We start from the raw sequence: 16,770 nt of genomic DNA on the forward strand, positions 1-16,770 counted from the left end.
CTCCAACAGGTCAGGTGTTTGTCATGGCTCCTCTCTTCAAGCTGTGTTGCCCCGCGTTGTTACTCGCTGTCGCTGTGTCGGCCCAGGCCGAGGAAAAGATTCTCAACCTCTACAGTTGGCAGGATTACTTTGCCCCCGAGGCCATCAAGCAGTTCGAGAAGGAAACCGGCATCCAGGTGCGTTACGACACCTTCGACAGCTCCGAAGTCCTGGAAACCAAGCTGCTGACCGGTGGCAGCGGCTATGACGTGGTGGTGCCATCTTCCAGCTTGATGGCACGCGGGATTGCCGCCAATGCGTTGAAGCCGATTCCTCTCGACAGTTTGAAGGGCCACGCCAACCTCGACCCGGATTTGCTGAAAAAAGCTGCCGGCACCGACCCTGGCAACCGCTTTGGCGTGCCGTATACCTGGGGTACTTTGGGGTTGGGGCTGAATGTCGAGGCGGTAAAGAAGCGTCTGCCGGATGTGCCGCTCAACAGCCTGGACCTGCTGTTCAAGCCTGAATATGCCAGTAAGCTGAAAGATTGCGGCATCGCGATTATCGACTCGCCTCAGGAAGTGATCGGCCTGGCGCTGCACTATCTCGGTAAAAATCCCTACAGCAGCGACAAGGCCGATCTGACCGCCGCCGAGGCGTTATTGCATCAGCTGCAGCCGAATGTGCTGTACGTCGCCACCGGCCGGCAGATCAGCGATTTGGCCAACGGCAGCATTTGCCTGGCGTTGGCCTACAACGGTGACGCCAGCATCGCCGCTGACCAGGCGCAAAAGGCCAACAAGCCATACGAGGTGACTTACCGCATTCCCAAGGACGGCACGCTGGTCTGGCAGGACAATCTGGCGATCCCCAAGGACGCGCCACACCCTGAAGCGGCGCAGGCGTTTGTCGAGTTTATGTTGCGTCCCGAATCCGTTGCCGGGGTCACCAACACCCTGTTTTTTGCCAACGCCAACCAGGCCGCAACACCGCTTGTGGATGAGGCGGTGCGCACCAACCCGGACATTTATCCTCCCTCCGATGTGCGCGACCGCTTGTACGCAGACCAAAGCATGAACCTCAAAGACATGCGCCAGCGTACCCGCATGTGGACCACTTTCCGTAGCCGCCAATAATAAGGAACTCACCATGGATGTCCCTGTGCAAAACGACCAGGCCATGACCCGCGACAGTCTTTACGGGACTGCCGCCGAAAGCACCTACGCCGGTATCACCAGCTTCATGCGCCGTCGCTACAGTCGCGACTTGCGCGGGGTCGACGTCGCGGTCAGCGGCGTGCCGTTCGACACCGCCACCAGCAACCGCCCCGGCGCACGTTTCGGACCGCGCGGCATTCGTGCCGCGTCCACCGGGATTGCCTGGGAGCGCCACTGGCCGTGGACATTCGACCCGTTTGATCACTTGGCGGTGGTTGATTACGGCGACTGCGACTTCGACTACGGCACGCCGCAATCGGTGCCGGAAAGCATCGAAGCCCACGCCGAACACATTTTGAACGCTGGCAGCGCGATGCTCACGTTTGGTGGTGACCACTTCATCACCTATCCGCTGCTCAAGGCCCATGCCCGCAAACATGGAGCGTTGTCGCTGATCCACTTCGACGCCCACAGCGACACCTGGCCGGACGAGGAGGGCAAACGTGTCGATCACGGCACGATGTTCTGGCACGCGGCCAAAGAGGGACTGGTGGATCCGTCGCGCTCGGTGCAGATCGGTTTACGCACCACCAACGACGATCACATGGGCTTTCAAGTGCTGGACGCACGGCAAGTGCATCGCCAGGGTTGCGAGGCGATTGTCGAGGCGATTCGGGCACGGGTCGGTGATAACCCGGTGTACCTGACGTTCGATATCGACTGCCTCGATCCGGCGTTCGCTCCGGGCACCGGAACTCCGGTGTGCGGCGGCTTAAGCACGGTGCAGGCGCTGGAGATTCTCGGCGGTTTGCGCGGGATCAATCTGGTGGGCATGGACGTGGTGGAAGTGGCCCCGGCCTACGACAGCGCGGACATTACCTCACTGGCGGCAGCGACCTTGGCGATGGAAATGCTGTGCCTGTATGCGGCTAAACACAAAGTCGACAAGTAACACTCAGCCCAAAATGTGGGAGCGGGCTTGCTCGCGAAAGCGGTGGAACAGCCAGCATCTCTGTTGAATGTGAGGCCGCCTTCGCGGGCAAGCCTCGCTCCTACGGGTTTGGCGGCGTTCGAAAATTTGGCCATCGACGCCGATCCGTAGGAGCGAGGCTTGCCCGCGGAGCTTTTTCAGGCCACCGGAGCCTTCGGCAGATCCAGTGTTTCAACCCCGGTATAGCGCGCCACCGACCCTGCAATCATCGCGTGCGGCACACCCGGTTCCACAGCGCTAATCCCATCCAGCCGCGCCAACTGTTCGTCACTCAACCGCACGTTCAGCGCGCCCAGCGTGGCGTCCAGCTGCTCTCTGGTTCGCGAGCCCAGAATCGGAATCAGCGCCGTGGTCGAGCGCTTGGCCTTCTCGCGCAACCAGGCAATCGCCACGTGTGTAGGGCTGGATTCCAGTTCGGCGGCAACCGCCAGCAAGGTATCGAGCAGAGCTGTTTCCCGAGCGCCTTTTTCAGCGTGGATCAACATGCCGAGTTTGGCCGCGCGGTTGTTCTCGTCGTTGGTGCGGTACTTGCCCGTTAGAAAGCCGCCACCCAACGGTGACCATAACGTTGCGGCCAAGCCAAGGGCTTCGGCCATGGGCAGCAATTCACGTTCAGCGGTGCGCTCGGCCAGGCTGTATTCGGTCTGGATCGCCGCAATCGGTGCGAACCCGCGGACCTCGGCTAACACGTCGGCGCGAGCAATACGCCAGGCAGGGAAGTTGGACAAACCGGCGTAGTGAATTTTGCCGGCGCGCACCAAGTCATCGAAGCCACGGAGGATTTCTTCCATCGGCGTGACGCCGTCGCTGATGTGCGCCCAGAACAAATCGATGTGTTCGATGTTGAGGCGTTTCAAGCTCTCTTCCACAGCACGGACCATGTTTTTGCGGTTATTGCCGGTGAAGGAAATACCGGCAACCCGTTCCGTCCCCATGGTGTATTTGGTGGCGATCACCAGACGATCCCGTTCTGCGGCAATGAACTCGCTGAGCATGCCCTCGGACTGCCCACCTTGATAACCATTGGCGGTGTCGATGAAATTGCCGCCAGCTTCCAGGTAACCGTCGAAAATCCGCTTGGCTTCGTCGCGCTCGGCGCCGTGGCCCCAACCGGTGCCGAAGTTGCCGGCGCCCAGCGCCAGTTCCGAGACCCGCAGGCCGGTTTTGCGGCCGAAGACTTTGTAATGCATGGGATGACCCCTTGGGGAAAAGCGCCGGGATTTAATTTAAATGTCTAGCAACATGTATTTAATATGATGTTAGTAATATCCAGCGTCAACCGGCTTTTTCATCCGTCGCAATCGGATCGACCATCGGACAAATCGCTACTGCCAGTTTCTGACAGGAGCCTTTGCTAAGCTGCGGGCACTTTCCCGGACTGAGCGTGCCGATCGTGTCGCGAACCACTCGTTTACTCACCTTGCTGCAAGTGCTGCGGGGTAAAAGTCGCCCGGCGACCGCCGCGACACTGGCTAGCGAACTGGAGATTTCCGAACGCACGCTGTACCGCGACATCGCCGAACTCACGGCCCTTGGCGCGCCGATTTATGGCGAGGCGGGGATTGGCTACGTGTTGCGCAGCGGTCTGTTTCTGCCGCCATTGATGCTCAACGCCGACGAAACCGAAGCCATCGTGCTGGGTTTGCGCTACGTCGATCAGCGCGGGGATGAGGTGTTGAGCAAAGCGGCAGCGGATGCGTTGGCCAAGATTGCCGCGGTGTTGGCGCCTGAGGCGTTGGAAGCGTTGCACAACCCGACAGTCATGCCCGGCCCGCCGGGTTTCGGCTTTGCGCAAAACATTGTGCCGTTGAATGTGTTTCGCCAGGCGATCCGCAATCAGGCCAAGTTGCACATTGATTACGCGGACGCCAAGCAGGTGCCGACGCAGCGTTTGATCTGGCCGTTGGCGCTGGGGTTTCTCAACGAGGTGCGGATCATCGTCGCCTGGTGCGAGTTGCGCAGCGCCTATCGGACTTTTCGTACTGACCGGATATCGGCGGCGAGCGAGCAGGGCGAGCGCTATCCCGGTCGGCGCAGCGACCTGTTGCGCACCTGGCGCAAGCAGATGGAATTGGACGAAGCCGGGCGATTCACTCCTGACAAGAACTGACACAACGGTGCTTTAGCATGGCTCCAGAATCAAACAACAAGGAGCCGTAACATGTCTAACCCAGCCACTTCACTGGCACCGGCCATCGCTGCTTACATTGCCGCTGCCAATGCGCGCGACACCACAAGGGTCGCCAGTTTTTTCGCTGAGGATGCCAACGTCTTTGATGAAGGTGAGCATCAGATCGGCACTGAGGCCATCGCCCAATGGATGCAAGACACCGCACAGCGTTATCAGCCGCGGGTCGAGGTACTCGACGTTCAACTGCGCACTGGCAAGGTGCTGGTGCACAATCTGATCTCCGGGACGTTTCCCGGTAGCCCGCTGGAACTGCGCTACACCTTTCGCCTTAACGAACAGGGCAAGATTGCCCGGCTAGACATCTCCCTCTAACACCACTCAATCAATGTGGGAGCGGGCTTGCTCGCGAAAGCGTCCTGTCAGTTAACATCTCTATCAACTGATCCACCGCTTTCGCGAGCAAGCCCGCTCCCACAGGGGATTGCGGTGTTTCAAATGGGTGGGTGACTGGCATACTGCGTAGCTTCAGCCCTGAAGCGCGGCCCTTATGACTTCCGATTCCCCCTTGAACGCCTGGCAACACGCCATCGAAACGAAGGGCTTCGTCCAGGACGAAGCCCAGGAACATGCCGTCTGGGCACTGCAAAAGTGCTACGAAGCGCTGCATGGAGGGCGCAAGCCGATTACCGGCGTTTACCTCTGGGGTCCGGTCGGTCGGGGCAAGACCTGGTTGATGGATCAGTTTTACAACAGCCTGGAGGTGCCGGCCCGGCGTCAGCATTTCCACCACTTTATGGGCTGGGTGCATCAGCGTTCGTTTCAACTGACCGGCACGGCCGACCCATTGAAAGCCCTGGCCCGTGAGTTGGCCCAGGAAGTCCGGGTGTTGTGTTTCGATGAACTGTTCGTCAACGACATCGGCGACGCGATCATTCTCGGCCGTTTGTTCCAGGTGATGTTCGATGAGGGCGTGGTAGTAGTCTGTACTTCCAATCAGCCGCCGGATCAGCTGTATGCCGATGGTTTCAATCGCGACCGTTTTGTCCCGGCCATCGAGGCGATCAAAAAGCACATGCTGGTGATCGCGGTGGATGGCGGCGAAGATCATCGCCTGCATCCTGGCGCGGCGTTGCAGCGTTATTGGGTGAATGCGCCGGGGCAGGCCAGTGGGCTGGCCGAGGCGTTCAAGGCCTTGACCGTCGGCCAGTCGGTGTCCAGCGATCCGGTCGAGGTTGGCTATCGCACGGTCAACGCGGTGCAGGCCAGCGCCACGGTGCTCTGGTGTCGCTACGCTGATCTATGCGAGCAACCATTTGCTGCCATGGACTTCATGGCGCTGTGCGACACCTTCAGCGCTATTCTGATGAGTGAGGTGCCCAACCTCAGCGCGCAGAAGCGCGAAGGGCGCATCGCCCGGGGCACTGAGGATGGCGTGGAACGGGTGGTGGCCGGTGATCGCGATTTGCCGCAGTTATCGGTGCACGACGACGGTGTGCGGCGTTTCATCGCGCTGGTCGACGAATGCTATGACCGCAAGGTGCCGCTGTACCTTGAAGCCCAAGTGCCGATGGATGCGTTGTACACCGAGGGTTATCTGGAATTCCCGTTCCGCCGCACCCTCAGCCGACTACAGGAAATGCAGCTGCAACGCTTTGCCGACGCTTGAGATCTAGGAGGAGCGACGATGAATCAGCCTTTGTCTCACCATTTGCTGACCATGGCCTACCACAACGCCTGGGCCAACCATCGACTGGCCAAGGCCTGGGGCCAGTTGAGCACGGTGGAACTGGCGGCGCCACGCGTCAGTTTTTTCCCGAGTATCGTCGCGACCCTCAATCACATCCTGACCTGCGACTGGTTCTATGTGGATGCCCTTGAGCGCGAACGACGCGCAGATGATCCGCATCACGACTGCTACGTGTTTTTCAAAGACGATCAGCCGTTCACGGCGGCTGCCGACCTCAAGCGTGAGCAAGCCCACGTCGACAATCGGCTGATCGCTTATTGCGAGCAATTGCGTGACGCCGACCTCGGGCGGCTGGTGACCATCGCTCGTGAAACGCCGCAACACGACAGCCGTTTGCGCATGCTGTCGCATTTGTTCGAACACCAGATCCATCATCGCGGACAGGTTCACGCGATGCTCAGCGGGACTGCCGTCAAGCCACCGCAACTGGATGAGTTTTTCTGTGTCGGGGAGGCGGGGTTGCGGGCCGAGGATTTTGCTGAGTTGGGCTGGACTGAAGAGTTGATTTGGGGGCATTGAGATCAAAAGATCGCAGCCTTCGGCAGCTCCTACGCGCCTGTGGGCGCTGCCGAAGGCTGCGATCTTTTGATCTTTCCCCTTAACTCGCGCTAATGTCCCTCCGTCCTTCCAGTGCGCGCAACGCGCACTGAGGCAAACTGTTGTGTGATCGAGGGTGGAAATGGAATCCGCAGAAATACTTGTACTTCAAGCCAGCTACACCAACCCAATTCATGCCGAGGCCATTTGCCTGGTGCTGAACGACTACGCCGAAGACCCGATGGGTATCGGCGAGCCGTTGTCCGCCGATGTGCTGCGCCAACTGCCGGCGGAGCTGGCCAAGCGTCCTTATGCGTTCAGTGTGTTGGCATTCGTCGGCGGCGAACCGGCGGGGCTGGTGAATTGCTTTGAAGGCTTTTCGACCTTTGCCTGCCGGCCATTGGTCAACGTCCATGATGTGGCGGTGGTGTCGAAGTTTCGCGGCTTGGGCCTGAGCCAGAAGATGCTGCAAAAGGTCGAAGAGATCGCCCGTCAGCGCGGTTGCTGCAAGATCACCCTCGAAGTCCTGGAAGGCAATGACGTGGCCCAGGCGTCCTATGCCAAGTTTGGTTTTGCCGCCGGCATGTTCGACCCGGCCCATGGCCGCATGTTGTTCTGGATCAAGGCGCTGTAAATCCCAGGCAAAAAAAGGGCGTCCATCAGGACGCCCAAGTGTCAGCTCTGACGGCGGAGCAAGCCGTCAGAGGTCCATCGGTTTAAGGTTTGTAGCTTTCGGTCACTTGCGCGGTTTGATCGTCCGGAACCCGCAGTTGCCCGCTTTGGCGTTGATCGGTCTGGGTTTGCGCGGTGTGGACCGGAAAGTTGTCCCAGTGATTCTTCATCCGCTGCGCGCCGCCTTCGGCAAATGCACTGGCGGAACCGACGATAAGCAGACCGGCGAAGATCAGGCTGACTCGTTTCATGATGTATCTCCCACTAAGAATGACGGGGGGCCTTTCATCCGTGATTCAAGGGCGTGGGCGCAGTATTGGCGCACCCCATTAAGTTGAGGTTAACGCCGAACAAACTGTGGGAGCTGGCTTGCTCGCGAAGGCGTAATCACTTTCAACATCATTGTTGGGCGTGCCACCGCTTTCGCGAGCAGGCTCGCTCCCACAAAAAAGGGGCCGTTTCCGGCCCCTTAATGGGTTACTGCTTGACCACCGCAGGGTCTTGGCCAGACACCGGTTTAGGTTTGAGCAGACTGAAGTCAATCAACGGACGCACCTGACGTTCGTAAGGGTTGCCGATCAACAACGGTCGCGGCTTGAAGCTGTCGCTGACCAGGCTTTTGCTGCGGTCCAGTTCATCGAAGCTCAGGCCCGCCAGATCGGCCCAGGTGTGTATCAACTGCGAGCTGCTGTAAGGGCGGCTCAAGTCAGCGGCAAAGCTCCAGTCGTGGGTTTCACGCCATTTCGGCGAGGCATAAGCCATGAACGGAATCGTGTACATCGGCGCTGTCGGCTTGTTCTCGTTACGGCCAAGCGTGTTGTGGCCCGCCGAGTCGAAGACGTCTTCGCCGTGGTCGGAGAGGTACAACAGGAAGCCGTTCGGATCTTTCTTGGAATAGTCCTTGATCAGGCTCGACACCACGAAGTCGTTGTACAGCACCGCGTTGTCATAGCTGTTGTAGGTCGGTACTTCGTCGTCGGTTACGCCAGCCGGAACACCGGTGCGGTCCTTGAACTTGTCGAAGGTCGGCGGGTAACGGTACTGGTAGCTCATATGCGTACCGAGCAGGTGCACGACGATCAACTTATGTGCCGCCGGATCGCCCAGCGCCTTGTTGAACGGCTCGATCACGTCGCCATCGTACTGGGCGGCGTTCTGGTTACGGTTGTTGTTCAGGTATACCTGCTCGTCGGCCTGTTCGGAGAACGTCGTGAGCATGGTGTTGCGCTTGGTCATGGTCTGCTGGTTGGTGATCCAGAAGGTTTTGTAACCCGCCTGTTTCATCATGCTGACCAGCGACGGCGTCGTCAGGTACAGGTCCGGGTTCTCTTCGTCGGCGAAGGTCAACACCTGCTGCAGCGCCTCGATGGTGTACGGGCGTGGAGTGATGACGTTATTGAAGATCGCCAGTTGATCCTTGAGCTTGTCCAGTTCCGGGGTGGTGTCCCGGTTGTAGCCGTACAGGCTCATGCGCTGACGGTTGGTGGACTCGCCGATGACCAAAACCAGGGTCGACGGCTGATCGGACATGGTGTTCTTGAGGTTTTTCAGCGGCGCGATCTTGCTCGCACTGTCGAGCATGTCTTGCATGCCGGCCAGAGTGTCGAGGTAGCGGTGATAAGCCACGGCCATCTGCCAAGGCACGGCTGGCTCGATCCGGGTTTCGAATTTCTCGAAGCCGCCGGCAAAGCTGCCAGTGCGGGCGGTCTGTTTGACCAGCGGATAACCGACCACGGCCACCAGAATCGCGGTCGCGGCGACAAATGCCTGCCAGCGTGGCATGTACACCGGACGCAAGCGGGTCCACAGGAAGTAGGCGAACGCGGTGTGCGCCAGGAAGGCCAGCACCATCCACCAGGCAAAGTACTGGGTCATGTATTCGCCAGCTTCAGAGATGTTCGACTCGAACATGATGAAGATGACGCTCTGGGAGAATTCCTGCTGATAGATGAAGAAGTAGCCCAGGCTGGCCATCGAACAAGCCCACAGCACGACGCCGATCAGCGCTGCCAGAAGGCGGGTGCGATTGGGGAACAACAGCATCGGCGCCAGCCACACGGCACTCATTACGAATGCCTGGCGAAATCCGCTGAAACCGGAAGTGCCAGTCAACTGAATCAGCAGCTGGGTGATGCCGGAGAAATACCAGAAGAATACAAATAGCCAGATAAACCCGGCCCAATCGAAACCTTTCGCAGACGTTTTGCTGCGTTTGAGCAATGCCATTAAGTAAATACTCCCGCCGGCGTCATGGAGTCACCGGCGTCATCAAACCAACCCACGAGAAACCGCTGCCCGAGAACCGAACAGCCACAAGGATCGGGAGTATCGCCAGACGAATGTGAAAACTTTGTGAGTTTCGTTCAGGTAAACGACAGGTTCAGCGATGAGCGGCCGTCGGCCGGGTGTATGGGGAGAGGCGCGGGGCAGCCGATTCAGCAGGGCATCAGGCATGCGGGAGAGAGCCTGCACCCAAAGTGGGGAAGCTCAAAATGAAATATTTGTAAGTGTTGTCAGGAGGGCAGTCCGCAGGCGCTACCATTTACCGCATTGCCGTGCCTGGAGCCACAAAGCAGGAGGTAGCGCGTGCGCTGTGTTTCAAGCGTTATGCAGGGCTGGCACTGTTTGCCCGGCTAGCTGGGCTTGCTGCAACAATTGACGAAGCTGCGCTACCTGGTTCTTCAAGGCGTCACGCTCATCTTTCAATTGGCGTAGTTCATCACGACGAATAGTCACGTAGAGAGTTTGTGGGGGACGTGCGGTAACGATTGTGTCCATTGCTCACCTCGCAAATGGCCTGCATCAACTGTGATTGCGTCGTTCATCTGGACGACACCCTCACTATCGGCGCCGATTTTGGTTTCTTTTGCCCTCGATTGGAACTTTTTTATTTTTCATGGTCGGTGTGTCTTCGGCACGATTCCCGACGTTATCAGTCTGGATCGGGCACAATGCCCGGAAACTTCATCCCAACGCTCTGGACTAACTCACATTGGTCGCGTTGGGCTATAACCTTTGACACACATTATTTGCAGTAAGGAGCATCAGCACATGCAACTCGGGATTATTGGACTGGGCCGCATGGGCGGTAATATTGCGCGGCGCCTGATGCTCAACGGGCATACCACCGTTGTTTACGACCGCAATACCGCCTTCGTTGAAACCCTGGCCGCAGAAGGCTCCACCGGCGTCACTGACTTGCCGGCCCTGGTGGCTGGCCTGGCCAAGCCGCGTGCGATCTGGGTCATGCTGCCGGCCGGCGCGCCGACCGAAGAGACCATCGACACCCTGAGCAATTTGCTCGAAGCCGGCGACACCATCATCGACGGCGGCAACACCTTCTATAAGGACGACATCCGCCGGGCGAAAACCCTGTCGGAAAAAGGCCTGCACTACATCGACGTCGGCACCTCCGGTGGCGTCTGGGGCCTGGAACGCGGCTACTGCATGATGATCGGCGGCGACGCCGAGACCGTTAAGCGTCTCGACCCGCTGTTCGAAAGCCTGGCCCCTGGCCTGGGCGACATCCCTCGTACCAAGGACCGCAAGTCCGACGACGATCGCGCCGAGCGCGGCTACATCCACGCCGGCCCTGCGGGCTCTGGCCATTTCGTCAAGATGATCCACAACGGCATCGAGTACGGAATGATGCAGGCCTTCGCCGAAGGCTTCGACATCCTCAAGACCAAATCCAGCGAAAACCTGCCGGAAGATCAGCGCTTCGACCTGAACGTCGGTGACATCGCCGAAGTCTGGCGTCGTGGCAGCGTGGTGTCCTCGTGGTTGCTGGACCTGACCGCCGACGCCTTGGCCAGCGACCCGAAACTCGACGGTTACTCCGGCTCGGTGGCTGACAGCGGTGAAGGTCGCTGGACCATCGAAGCCGCCATGGAGCAATCGGTGCCCGTACCGGTGCTGTCGAACTCGCTGTTCTCTCGCTACCGTTCGCGCGGGCAAGGCACCTTTGGCGACAAGATTCTCTCAGCTCAACGCTTCGGCTTCGGCGGCCACGTGGAGACACCGAAAAAATGACCAATACGATCCGCAAGAAATCCAAGGCAGAACCCGCGCCACCGACCACGCTGTTCCTGTTCGGTGCTCACGGTGATCTGGTCAAGCGTCTGCTGATGCCGGCGCTGTACAACCTCAGCCGTGACGGCCTGCTCGATGATGGACTGCGGATCATCGGCGTTGACCACAACGCCATCAGCGATGAAGCCTTCGCGCAGAAGCTCGAAGACTTCATTCGCACCGAAGCGGCCACCAAGGTCGGCAAGGGCGATGAAGCCCTTGACCCGGCCTTGTGGGCCAAGCTCGCCAAAGGCATCAGCTACGTCCAGGGCGACTTCCTGGACGACAGCACTTATCAAGCGCTGGCGGCGAAAATCGCCGACAGCGGCACTGGCAATGCGGTGTTCTACCTGGCCACCGCGCCACGTTTTTTCAGCGAAGTGGTGCGCCGTCTCGGCTCTGCCGGTTTGCTTGAAGAAACACCGGAAGCCTTCAGAAGGGTGGTGATCGAAAAACCTTTCGGCAACGACCTGCACACCGCCGAAGCCTTGAACGCCTGTTTGCTCAAGGTGATGTCGGAGAAGCAGATCTACCGGATCGATCACTATCTGGGCAAGGAGACGGTGCAGAACATTCTGGTCAGCCGGTTCTCCAACAGCCTGTTCGAAGCGTTCTGGAATAATCACTACATCGACCACGTGCAAATCACCGCCGCCGAAACCGTTGGCGTGGAAACCCGTGGCAGTTTTTATGAACACACCGGCGCCTTGCGGGACATGGTGCCCAATCACCTGTTCCAGTTGCTGGCGATGGTGGCCATGGAGCCGCCGGCCGCGTTTGGCGCCGATGCGGTCCGTGGCGAGAAGGCCAAAGTGGTCGGGGCGATCCGGCCTTGGTCCGTCGAGGATGCACGCGCCAACTCGGTGCGCGGTCAATATGCGGCTGGCGAAGTCGACGGCAAGCCGTTGACCGGGTATCGCCAGGAAGGCAACGTGGCGCCTGACAGCAACACTGAAACCTATGTTGCGCTCAAGGTGATGATCGACAACTGGCGCTGGGTCGGCGTGCCGTTCTACCTGCGCACCGGCAAGCGCATGAGCGTGCGCGACACCGAGATCGTCATTTGCTTCAAGCCTGCGCCGTACGCGCAGTTCCGCGACACCGAGGTCGATGAGTTGCAGCCGACCTACCTGCGGATTCAGATCCAGCCCAACGAAGGCATGTGGTTCGACCTGTTGGCCAAGCGGCCCGGGCCGGCGTTGAACATGGCCAACATCGAACTGGGGTTCGCCTACAAGGATTTCTTTGAAATGCAGCCGTCCACCGGCTACGAAACCTTGATCTACGATTGCCTGACCGGCGACCAGACGCTATTCCAGCGTGCCGACAACATTGAGAATGGCTGGCGCGCCGTACAGCCGTTCCTCGACGCCTGGCAGCAGGACGCGAGCGTGCAGAGCTATCCGGCCGGTGAAGACGGCCCACAGGCTGCCGAGGACCTGCTGACCCGCGATGGTCGCGTCTGGCATGGCCTCGGATGAGTGAGTCCGCGCAACATTCCATCCGGTTTCTGCTCAGCGACATGGACGGCACCTTGTTGCTGCCCGATCACAGCCTGAGCCAGCGCACCATCGACGCGGTTCGTTCATTGCGTGAGGCCGGCGTTTTGTTCAGCCTGGCCACCGGCCGCCCGCCGAAAGCCATGTTGCAGCAGATCGAAACCCTGGGCGTCGACGTGCCGACCGCCGCCTTCAATGGCGGCACCATCGTCAAACCGGACGGCAGCTTGCTGGTCGCGCATTACTTGCCGGCCACTGCTGCGCTGACGGCACTGGCGCTGTTTGCCGACCGGCCGGACATCGAAATCTGGGTATTCAGCGGCGGTGACTGGCTGCTCAAGGACCCGCATGGCCCGATGGTCCCACGTGAGCAGCACGGTTTGGGCTATCCGCCGGTGGTGGTCGAGAGTTTTGAACCGTACCTGGAGCGCATCGACAAGATCGTCGCCACCAGCAACAACACCGATTTGTTGATTGAGCTGGAAGCGCTGTTGTTGCCCAAGGTCGAAGGTCAGGCTCAGGTGTCCCGTTCACAACCGGTTTATCTGGACGTGACCGCGATGCAAGCCAACAAAGGCGCGGCGCTGGCGACACTGGCCGAGTACCTCGGTGTGCCACTGGAGCATACTGCCGCGCTGGGCGATGGCGGCAATGATCCGGCGATGTTTCATCGCGCCGGGTTGTCGATTGCCATGGGGCAGGCGGAGGAAGCGGTGAAGCGTCAGGCCGATGTGGTCACGGGCACCAACACCGAAGACGGAGCGGCGCAGGCGATCGAGCAATACATCCTGGCCCGATAACCAACGCACTACCCTGTGGGAGCGAGCTTGCTCGCGATGAGGTCAGTACATTCAACATCATTGTTGTCTGTCAGTCCGCCATCTTGAGCAAGCCCGCTCCCACATTGTTTTGGGTTACAGCCAAAAACTCACTGCGTACCAGCCCAGCGAGCCCATCACCACGGTGTATGGCAACGCCATCCACACCATCCGCCCGTAAGACAGGCGAATCAGCGGTGCAATCGCCGAGGTCAACAGAAACAGAAATGCCGCCTGACCATTGGGTGTTGCCACGCTCGGAAGGTTGGTCCCGGTATTGATGGCAATCGCCAGCGTCTCGAAATGCTCGCGGCTCATGTGGCCGGAGATGAACGCCTGTTTCACTTCAGTGATGTAAATCGTCGCCACGAACACGTTGTCGCTGATCGCCGACAACACACCATTGGCAATAAACAGCATGCCCGGCTGCTGATCCGCCGGCAGGGTCAGCACCCACTGAATCAACGGCGTGAACAGTTGCTGGTCATGTATCACCGCCACTACCGCGAAAAACACCACCAGTAACGCCGTGAACGGCATAGCGTCTTTAAACGCGTTGCCGATGCGATGCTCCTCGGTGATGCCGGTAAACGCAGTGATCAACACGATCACCATCAAACCGATCAGCCCGACTTCCGCGATATGAAACGCCAGCCCGGCAATCAGGATCAACGCTGCCGCGCCCTGAACCAGCAACGCTGCGCGCTGGCGCGAAGTGCGTTCGGCATTATCTTCGGCTGCATAGTTGGCCAGTACTGCGCGCACATTGTCCGGCAGCAGCGTGCCGTAGCCGAACCAACGCAGTTTCTCCAGCAAGACGCAGGTCACAAGTCCCGCCGCCAGCACCGGCAGTGACACCGGGGCGACTTTCAGGAAGAACTCGGCGAAATGCCAACCCATCTCGTGGCCGATCAACAGGTTCTGCGGCTCGCCAACCAGGGTGCAAACACCGCCCAGCGCAGTACCCACGGCGCCGTGCATCAGCAGGCTGCGCAGGAAGGCGCGGAACTGATTGAGGTCTTCGTGATGGAGTGTCGGCAGATGCTGATCGTCGCTGAACTCACTGTCCTGACGCGGATCGTTGCCCGAAGCGACGCGGTGATACACCGAGTAAAACCCCACCGCCGCACTGATGATCACCGCTGTAACGGTCAAGGCGTCGAGAAACGCCGACAGAAACGCCGACAGGAAACAGAACATCAGCGCCAGCAACGCCTTGGAGCGAACCCCGAGCAACAGGCGCGAGAACAGAAACAGCAGCAGGTCTTTCATGAAGTAGATGCCGGCCACCATGAACATCAGCAGCAGGATCACCGGAAAGTTGTGCACCAGTTCGTCATAGAGCGCCTGGGGCGTGGTCATCTTCAACAGCAACGCTTCAATCAGCAGCAGGCCGCCAGGCATCAGCGGGTAACACTTGAGCGCCATGGCCAGGGTGAAAATGAACTCCAGGACCAGCAACCAGCCGGCGGCTACCGGCCCCACCGTCCACAGCACCAGGGCGTTGAGGATCAGGAACCCGACAATGCTCGCCTTGTACCAGCGGGGGGAGTGCCCGAGAAAGTTATGCGCGAACGCCTGGGCCATTGAACCGGACATCGGCTACTCCTTGTATAAAGAAGCGCGCAACTTGCCGTAAGCGACCTTGAAGTTCAAGTGCAGTACCGTGGTCTAGCTCAGATACCGCGCCACAACTGCCCGGTAATTGCCGTCCAGTGAATAACCGCCGACGACGATTCTGCCGTCGCCCTGCACGGCCAGGGAGGTGGCAGTGTCGAGGCTGCGGCCTAGCCGGGTACGAATCCAACCCATGCCATCGGCAAAGCTGCGATCCAGTTGCCCGTCTGGCCGGTATCGCGCCAGGATGAAATCGGCTTCGACGCCGCCGATCGTGGCACCGACGGCGAGTACGCCACCGTCGGGCTGAACCTGGGCGGCGGTCCATTGGCTGCCACTGTGGCCGATTTCCAGCAGTTGTGGCTGGCCGCCGTTGCAATGAGCATCCGGGCGGCCATTGCTGTGTATTTTCAGGGACAGGCAATGCATCGGGTCGCGGCTGCTGCCAAAACACTGCAAGTCACCATTTTCCTGCTGGACGATCTGGCTGACCTGGGCGCTCCGCTTGCGTATCTGGAAGGTCATGAAACCATCGATGGCGAAGCTTGCGTCCAGTCTGCCATCGGCGTGGTAACGCGCCAGCAGCCCTTCCTCGGGGAAGTTGATCGAGCCGCCCGTGAGGATGCGTCCGTCCCGTTGCACCATCAGGCTGCCGAGCCAGGTGTTCATCAGCAAATGCCTGACCACCACGAAACCGCGGCCGTTGAACTCGCGGTCCAGCGTGCCGTCGGTATTGAGACGGATCAGCAGACCGACATGATCGGCCAGTTCGAAATGATGATTGGCCAGCAGCAGAATTCGACCGTCCTCCTGCACGCAGATATCGCAGGCTTCGGCGCCCGGCACGCCTGGTGGCAGCCAGTCGTCACGAAGGCCCCGGGACAGGTCGCCGGGTAGGCGCACGACTAATCGCCCATTGTCGCCAAAGTGTCGAACCGGCTGGCCGGTGGGGTCGAAAAGCGCCAGCGCGGGCAAGGTACGGTGAGCGTCTTCGTAATGCAGGCCAGCCAACAGGATCGACCCGCAGGGCAGGATATGGACCTTGCTGGCCATGGCTTCGAAACCCAGTGCGAACTGGCCGATCAGGCTGCCTTGGTTGCCAAAGGACAGGTCAGCCGAGCCATCCTCAAGCAGGCGGGCCAGACCAAAACGGCTGCCGCCATGGGTGCCGACCTTGGCCGCGACCAGCAAACGGCCTTGTGAGTCGATGGCGATCCCGTTGGCCATGCTTGAGGAACTGCCGACGAAATACACCTGGGTCTTGCCGCCGGCGGCAAAATCCGGATCAAGGTGCCCGGCTTGATTCAGGGTGACGGGACGAGCGTAAGCGGTCTGAGTTTGCATGCACGCATCTCCTTGCCAGTCGACCCGATCCCGGGACCCGGGCGGGTGACTGCATGTGCGAAACATTCAATCCCTGAATGCCTGGTCGCACAACTGTCATAACTAACAGGCGGAGGGTCGCGTTGTGCCAGAACAGTGTCTTTTGGAACCAATCAAGGGGGCTGCCAACAATTGAATCTTTATAAAGCAAAAAATCGCAGCTTTCGG

The 16,770-nt window shown here is 59.6% G+C and carries 16 protein-coding genes; 10 read left to right on the forward strand and 6 right to left on the reverse strand.

Annotation, left to right across the window (positions count from 1 at the left end; genetic code table 11):
• The first annotated feature begins 23 nt into the window (after nucleotides 1–23).
• Both AC1MEW_RS18240 and speB read left to right on the forward strand, forming a co-directional pair.
• Nucleotides 24–1,115 carry a polyamine ABC transporter substrate-binding protein gene (locus AC1MEW_RS18240; RefSeq protein WP_480423090.1) on the forward strand — a complete coding sequence of 364 codons (1,092 nt, stop codon included), beginning with the start codon at nucleotides 24–26 and terminating at the stop codon, nucleotides 1,113–1,115.
• A gap of 13 nt (nucleotides 1,116–1,128) precedes the next feature.
• Entirely contained in the window at nucleotides 1,129–2,088 is a 960-nt protein-coding gene (gene speB, locus AC1MEW_RS18245; RefSeq protein ID WP_201255622.1) for an agmatinase, read from the forward strand.
• 176 nt (nucleotides 2,089–2,264) lie between these two features.
• On the opposite strand, the gene AC1MEW_RS18250 is transcribed toward speB, so the two are convergent.
• Complete coding sequence (locus AC1MEW_RS18250; RefSeq protein WP_480423092.1) at nucleotides 2,265–3,317, reverse strand: aldo/keto reductase; 1,053 nt, start codon at nucleotides 3,315–3,317, stop codon at nucleotides 2,265–2,267.
• A gap of 203 nt (nucleotides 3,318–3,520) precedes the next feature.
• Here AC1MEW_RS18250 and AC1MEW_RS18255 point away from each other — a divergent pair, with 203 nt between their 5' ends.
• The 5 genes from AC1MEW_RS18255 to AC1MEW_RS18275 all read left to right on the forward strand — a co-directional run bounded on the left by AC1MEW_RS18255 (nucleotide 3,521) and on the right by AC1MEW_RS18275 (nucleotide 7,176).
• Nucleotides 3,521–4,237 (forward strand): helix-turn-helix transcriptional regulator, encoded by a 717-nt coding sequence (locus tag AC1MEW_RS18255; protein ID WP_201255620.1) that lies wholly within the window; start codon nucleotides 3,521–3,523, stop codon nucleotides 4,235–4,237.
• A gap of 51 nt (nucleotides 4,238–4,288) precedes the next feature.
• On the forward strand, nucleotides 4,289–4,630 hold the full coding sequence (locus AC1MEW_RS18260) for a nuclear transport factor 2 family protein (protein ID WP_480423094.1): 342 nt from the start codon (nucleotides 4,289–4,291) through the stop codon (nucleotides 4,628–4,630).
• Between the two features lie 175 nt (nucleotides 4,631–4,805).
• Nucleotides 4,806–5,924 (forward strand): cell division protein ZapE, encoded by a 1,119-nt coding sequence (zapE, locus tag AC1MEW_RS18265; RefSeq protein WP_480423095.1) that lies wholly within the window; start codon nucleotides 4,806–4,808, stop codon nucleotides 5,922–5,924.
• 18 nt (nucleotides 5,925–5,942) lie between these two features.
• Nucleotides 5,943–6,524, forward strand: coding sequence for a DinB family protein (locus AC1MEW_RS18270; protein WP_480423097.1), 582 nt, complete (start codon nucleotides 5,943–5,945; stop codon nucleotides 6,522–6,524).
• A gap of 160 nt (nucleotides 6,525–6,684) precedes the next feature.
• On the forward strand, nucleotides 6,685–7,176 hold the full coding sequence (locus tag AC1MEW_RS18275; protein ID WP_201255616.1) for a GNAT family N-acetyltransferase: 492 nt from the start codon (nucleotides 6,685–6,687) through the stop codon (nucleotides 7,174–7,176).
• Nucleotides 7,177–7,258: 82 nt separating this feature from the next.
• On the opposite strand, the gene AC1MEW_RS18280 is transcribed toward AC1MEW_RS18275, so the two are convergent.
• The 3 genes from AC1MEW_RS18280 to AC1MEW_RS18290 all read right to left on the reverse strand — a co-directional run bounded on the left by AC1MEW_RS18280 (nucleotide 7,259) and on the right by AC1MEW_RS18290 (nucleotide 9,992).
• Entirely contained in the window at nucleotides 7,259–7,465 is a 207-nt protein-coding gene (locus tag AC1MEW_RS18280; protein ID WP_322268725.1) for a hypothetical protein, read from the reverse strand.
• Nucleotides 7,466–7,691: 226 nt separating this feature from the next.
• Nucleotides 7,692–9,440, reverse strand: coding sequence for a phosphoethanolamine transferase CptA (locus AC1MEW_RS18285; protein ID WP_322268724.1), 1,749 nt, complete (start codon nucleotides 9,438–9,440; stop codon nucleotides 7,692–7,694).
• Nucleotides 9,441–9,812: 372 nt separating this feature from the next.
• Nucleotides 9,813–9,992, reverse strand: a complete 180-nt coding sequence (locus AC1MEW_RS18290; RefSeq protein ID WP_242486260.1) for a DUF6026 family protein — start codon at nucleotides 9,990–9,992, stop codon at nucleotides 9,813–9,815.
• Nucleotides 9,993–10,265: 273 nt separating this feature from the next.
• Here AC1MEW_RS18290 and gnd point away from each other — a divergent pair, with 273 nt between their 5' ends.
• The 3 genes from gnd to AC1MEW_RS18305 are packed head-to-tail and all read left to right on the forward strand — an operon-like array spanning nucleotide 10,266 to nucleotide 13,584.
• Nucleotides 10,266–11,246, forward strand: coding sequence for a phosphogluconate dehydrogenase (NAD(+)-dependent, decarboxylating) (gene gnd, locus AC1MEW_RS18295; protein WP_201255613.1), 981 nt, complete (start codon nucleotides 10,266–10,268; stop codon nucleotides 11,244–11,246).
• A complete protein-coding gene (gene zwf, locus AC1MEW_RS18300; RefSeq protein ID WP_201203310.1) occupies nucleotides 11,243–12,766 on the forward strand; it encodes a glucose-6-phosphate dehydrogenase in 1,524 nt (507 codons plus the stop codon). Before gnd ends, zwf begins: the two co-directional genes overlap by 4 nt.
• Nucleotides 12,763–13,584 carry an HAD family hydrolase gene (locus AC1MEW_RS18305; RefSeq protein ID WP_201203311.1) on the forward strand — a complete coding sequence of 274 codons (822 nt, stop codon included), beginning with the start codon at nucleotides 12,763–12,765 and terminating at the stop codon, nucleotides 13,582–13,584. Before zwf ends, AC1MEW_RS18305 begins: the two co-directional genes overlap by 4 nt.
• Nucleotides 13,585–13,698: 114 nt before the next feature.
• On the opposite strand, the gene nhaB is transcribed toward AC1MEW_RS18305, so the two are convergent.
• Together nhaB and AC1MEW_RS18315 are read right to left on the reverse strand one after the other, a co-directional pair.
• The gene (nhaB, locus tag AC1MEW_RS18310) at nucleotides 13,699–15,201 is read right to left on the reverse strand and encodes a sodium/proton antiporter NhaB (RefSeq protein WP_201203314.1); all 1,503 of its coding nucleotides are present in this window, start codon (nucleotides 15,199–15,201) and stop codon (nucleotides 13,699–13,701) included.
• Nucleotides 15,202–15,273: 72 nt separating this feature from the next.
• Nucleotides 15,274–16,563 (reverse strand): NHL repeat-containing protein, encoded by a 1,290-nt coding sequence (locus tag AC1MEW_RS18315; RefSeq protein WP_201255612.1) that lies wholly within the window; start codon nucleotides 16,561–16,563, stop codon nucleotides 15,274–15,276.
• Between the last annotated feature and the right edge of the window lie 207 nt (nucleotides 16,564–16,770).

This window comes from Pseudomonas sp. ASL4, from assembly GCF_056680395.1.

Bases quoted from the DNA above. Each gene is read 5' to 3' on its own strand.
- AC1MEW_RS18240 (WP_480423090.1), top strand. From the start codon at position 24: ATGGCTCCTCTCTTCAAGCTGTGTTGCCCCGCGTTGTTACTCGCTGTC.
- speB (WP_201255622.1), top strand. From the start codon at position 1,129: ATGGATGTCCCTGTGCAAAACGACCAGGCCATGACCCGCGACAGTCTT.
- AC1MEW_RS18250 (WP_480423092.1), bottom strand. From the start codon at position 3,317: ATGCATTACAAAGTCTTCGGCCGCAAAACCGGCCTGCGGGTCTCGGAA.
- AC1MEW_RS18260 (WP_480423094.1), top strand. From the start codon at position 4,289: ATGTCTAACCCAGCCACTTCACTGGCACCGGCCATCGCTGCTTACATT.
- zapE (WP_480423095.1), top strand. From the start codon at position 4,806: ATGACTTCCGATTCCCCCTTGAACGCCTGGCAACACGCCATCGAAACG.
- AC1MEW_RS18270 (WP_480423097.1), top strand. From the start codon at position 5,943: ATGAATCAGCCTTTGTCTCACCATTTGCTGACCATGGCCTACCACAAC.
- AC1MEW_RS18275 (WP_201255616.1), top strand. From the start codon at position 6,685: ATGGAATCCGCAGAAATACTTGTACTTCAAGCCAGCTACACCAACCCA.
- AC1MEW_RS18280 (WP_322268725.1), bottom strand. From the start codon at position 7,465: ATGAAACGAGTCAGCCTGATCTTCGCCGGTCTGCTTATCGTCGGTTCC.
- AC1MEW_RS18285 (WP_322268724.1), bottom strand. From the start codon at position 9,440: ATGGCATTGCTCAAACGCAGCAAAACGTCTGCGAAAGGTTTCGATTGG.
- AC1MEW_RS18290 (WP_242486260.1), bottom strand. From the start codon at position 9,992: ATGGACACAATCGTTACCGCACGTCCCCCACAAACTCTCTACGTGACT.
- gnd (WP_201255613.1), top strand. From the start codon at position 10,266: ATGCAACTCGGGATTATTGGACTGGGCCGCATGGGCGGTAATATTGCG.
- zwf (WP_201203310.1), top strand. From the start codon at position 11,243: ATGACCAATACGATCCGCAAGAAATCCAAGGCAGAACCCGCGCCACCG.
- AC1MEW_RS18305 (WP_201203311.1), top strand. From the start codon at position 12,763: ATGAGTGAGTCCGCGCAACATTCCATCCGGTTTCTGCTCAGCGACATG.
- nhaB (WP_201203314.1), bottom strand. From the start codon at position 15,201: ATGTCCGGTTCAATGGCCCAGGCGTTCGCGCATAACTTTCTCGGGCAC.
- AC1MEW_RS18315 (WP_201255612.1), bottom strand. From the start codon at position 16,563: ATGCAAACTCAGACCGCTTACGCTCGTCCCGTCACCCTGAATCAAGCC.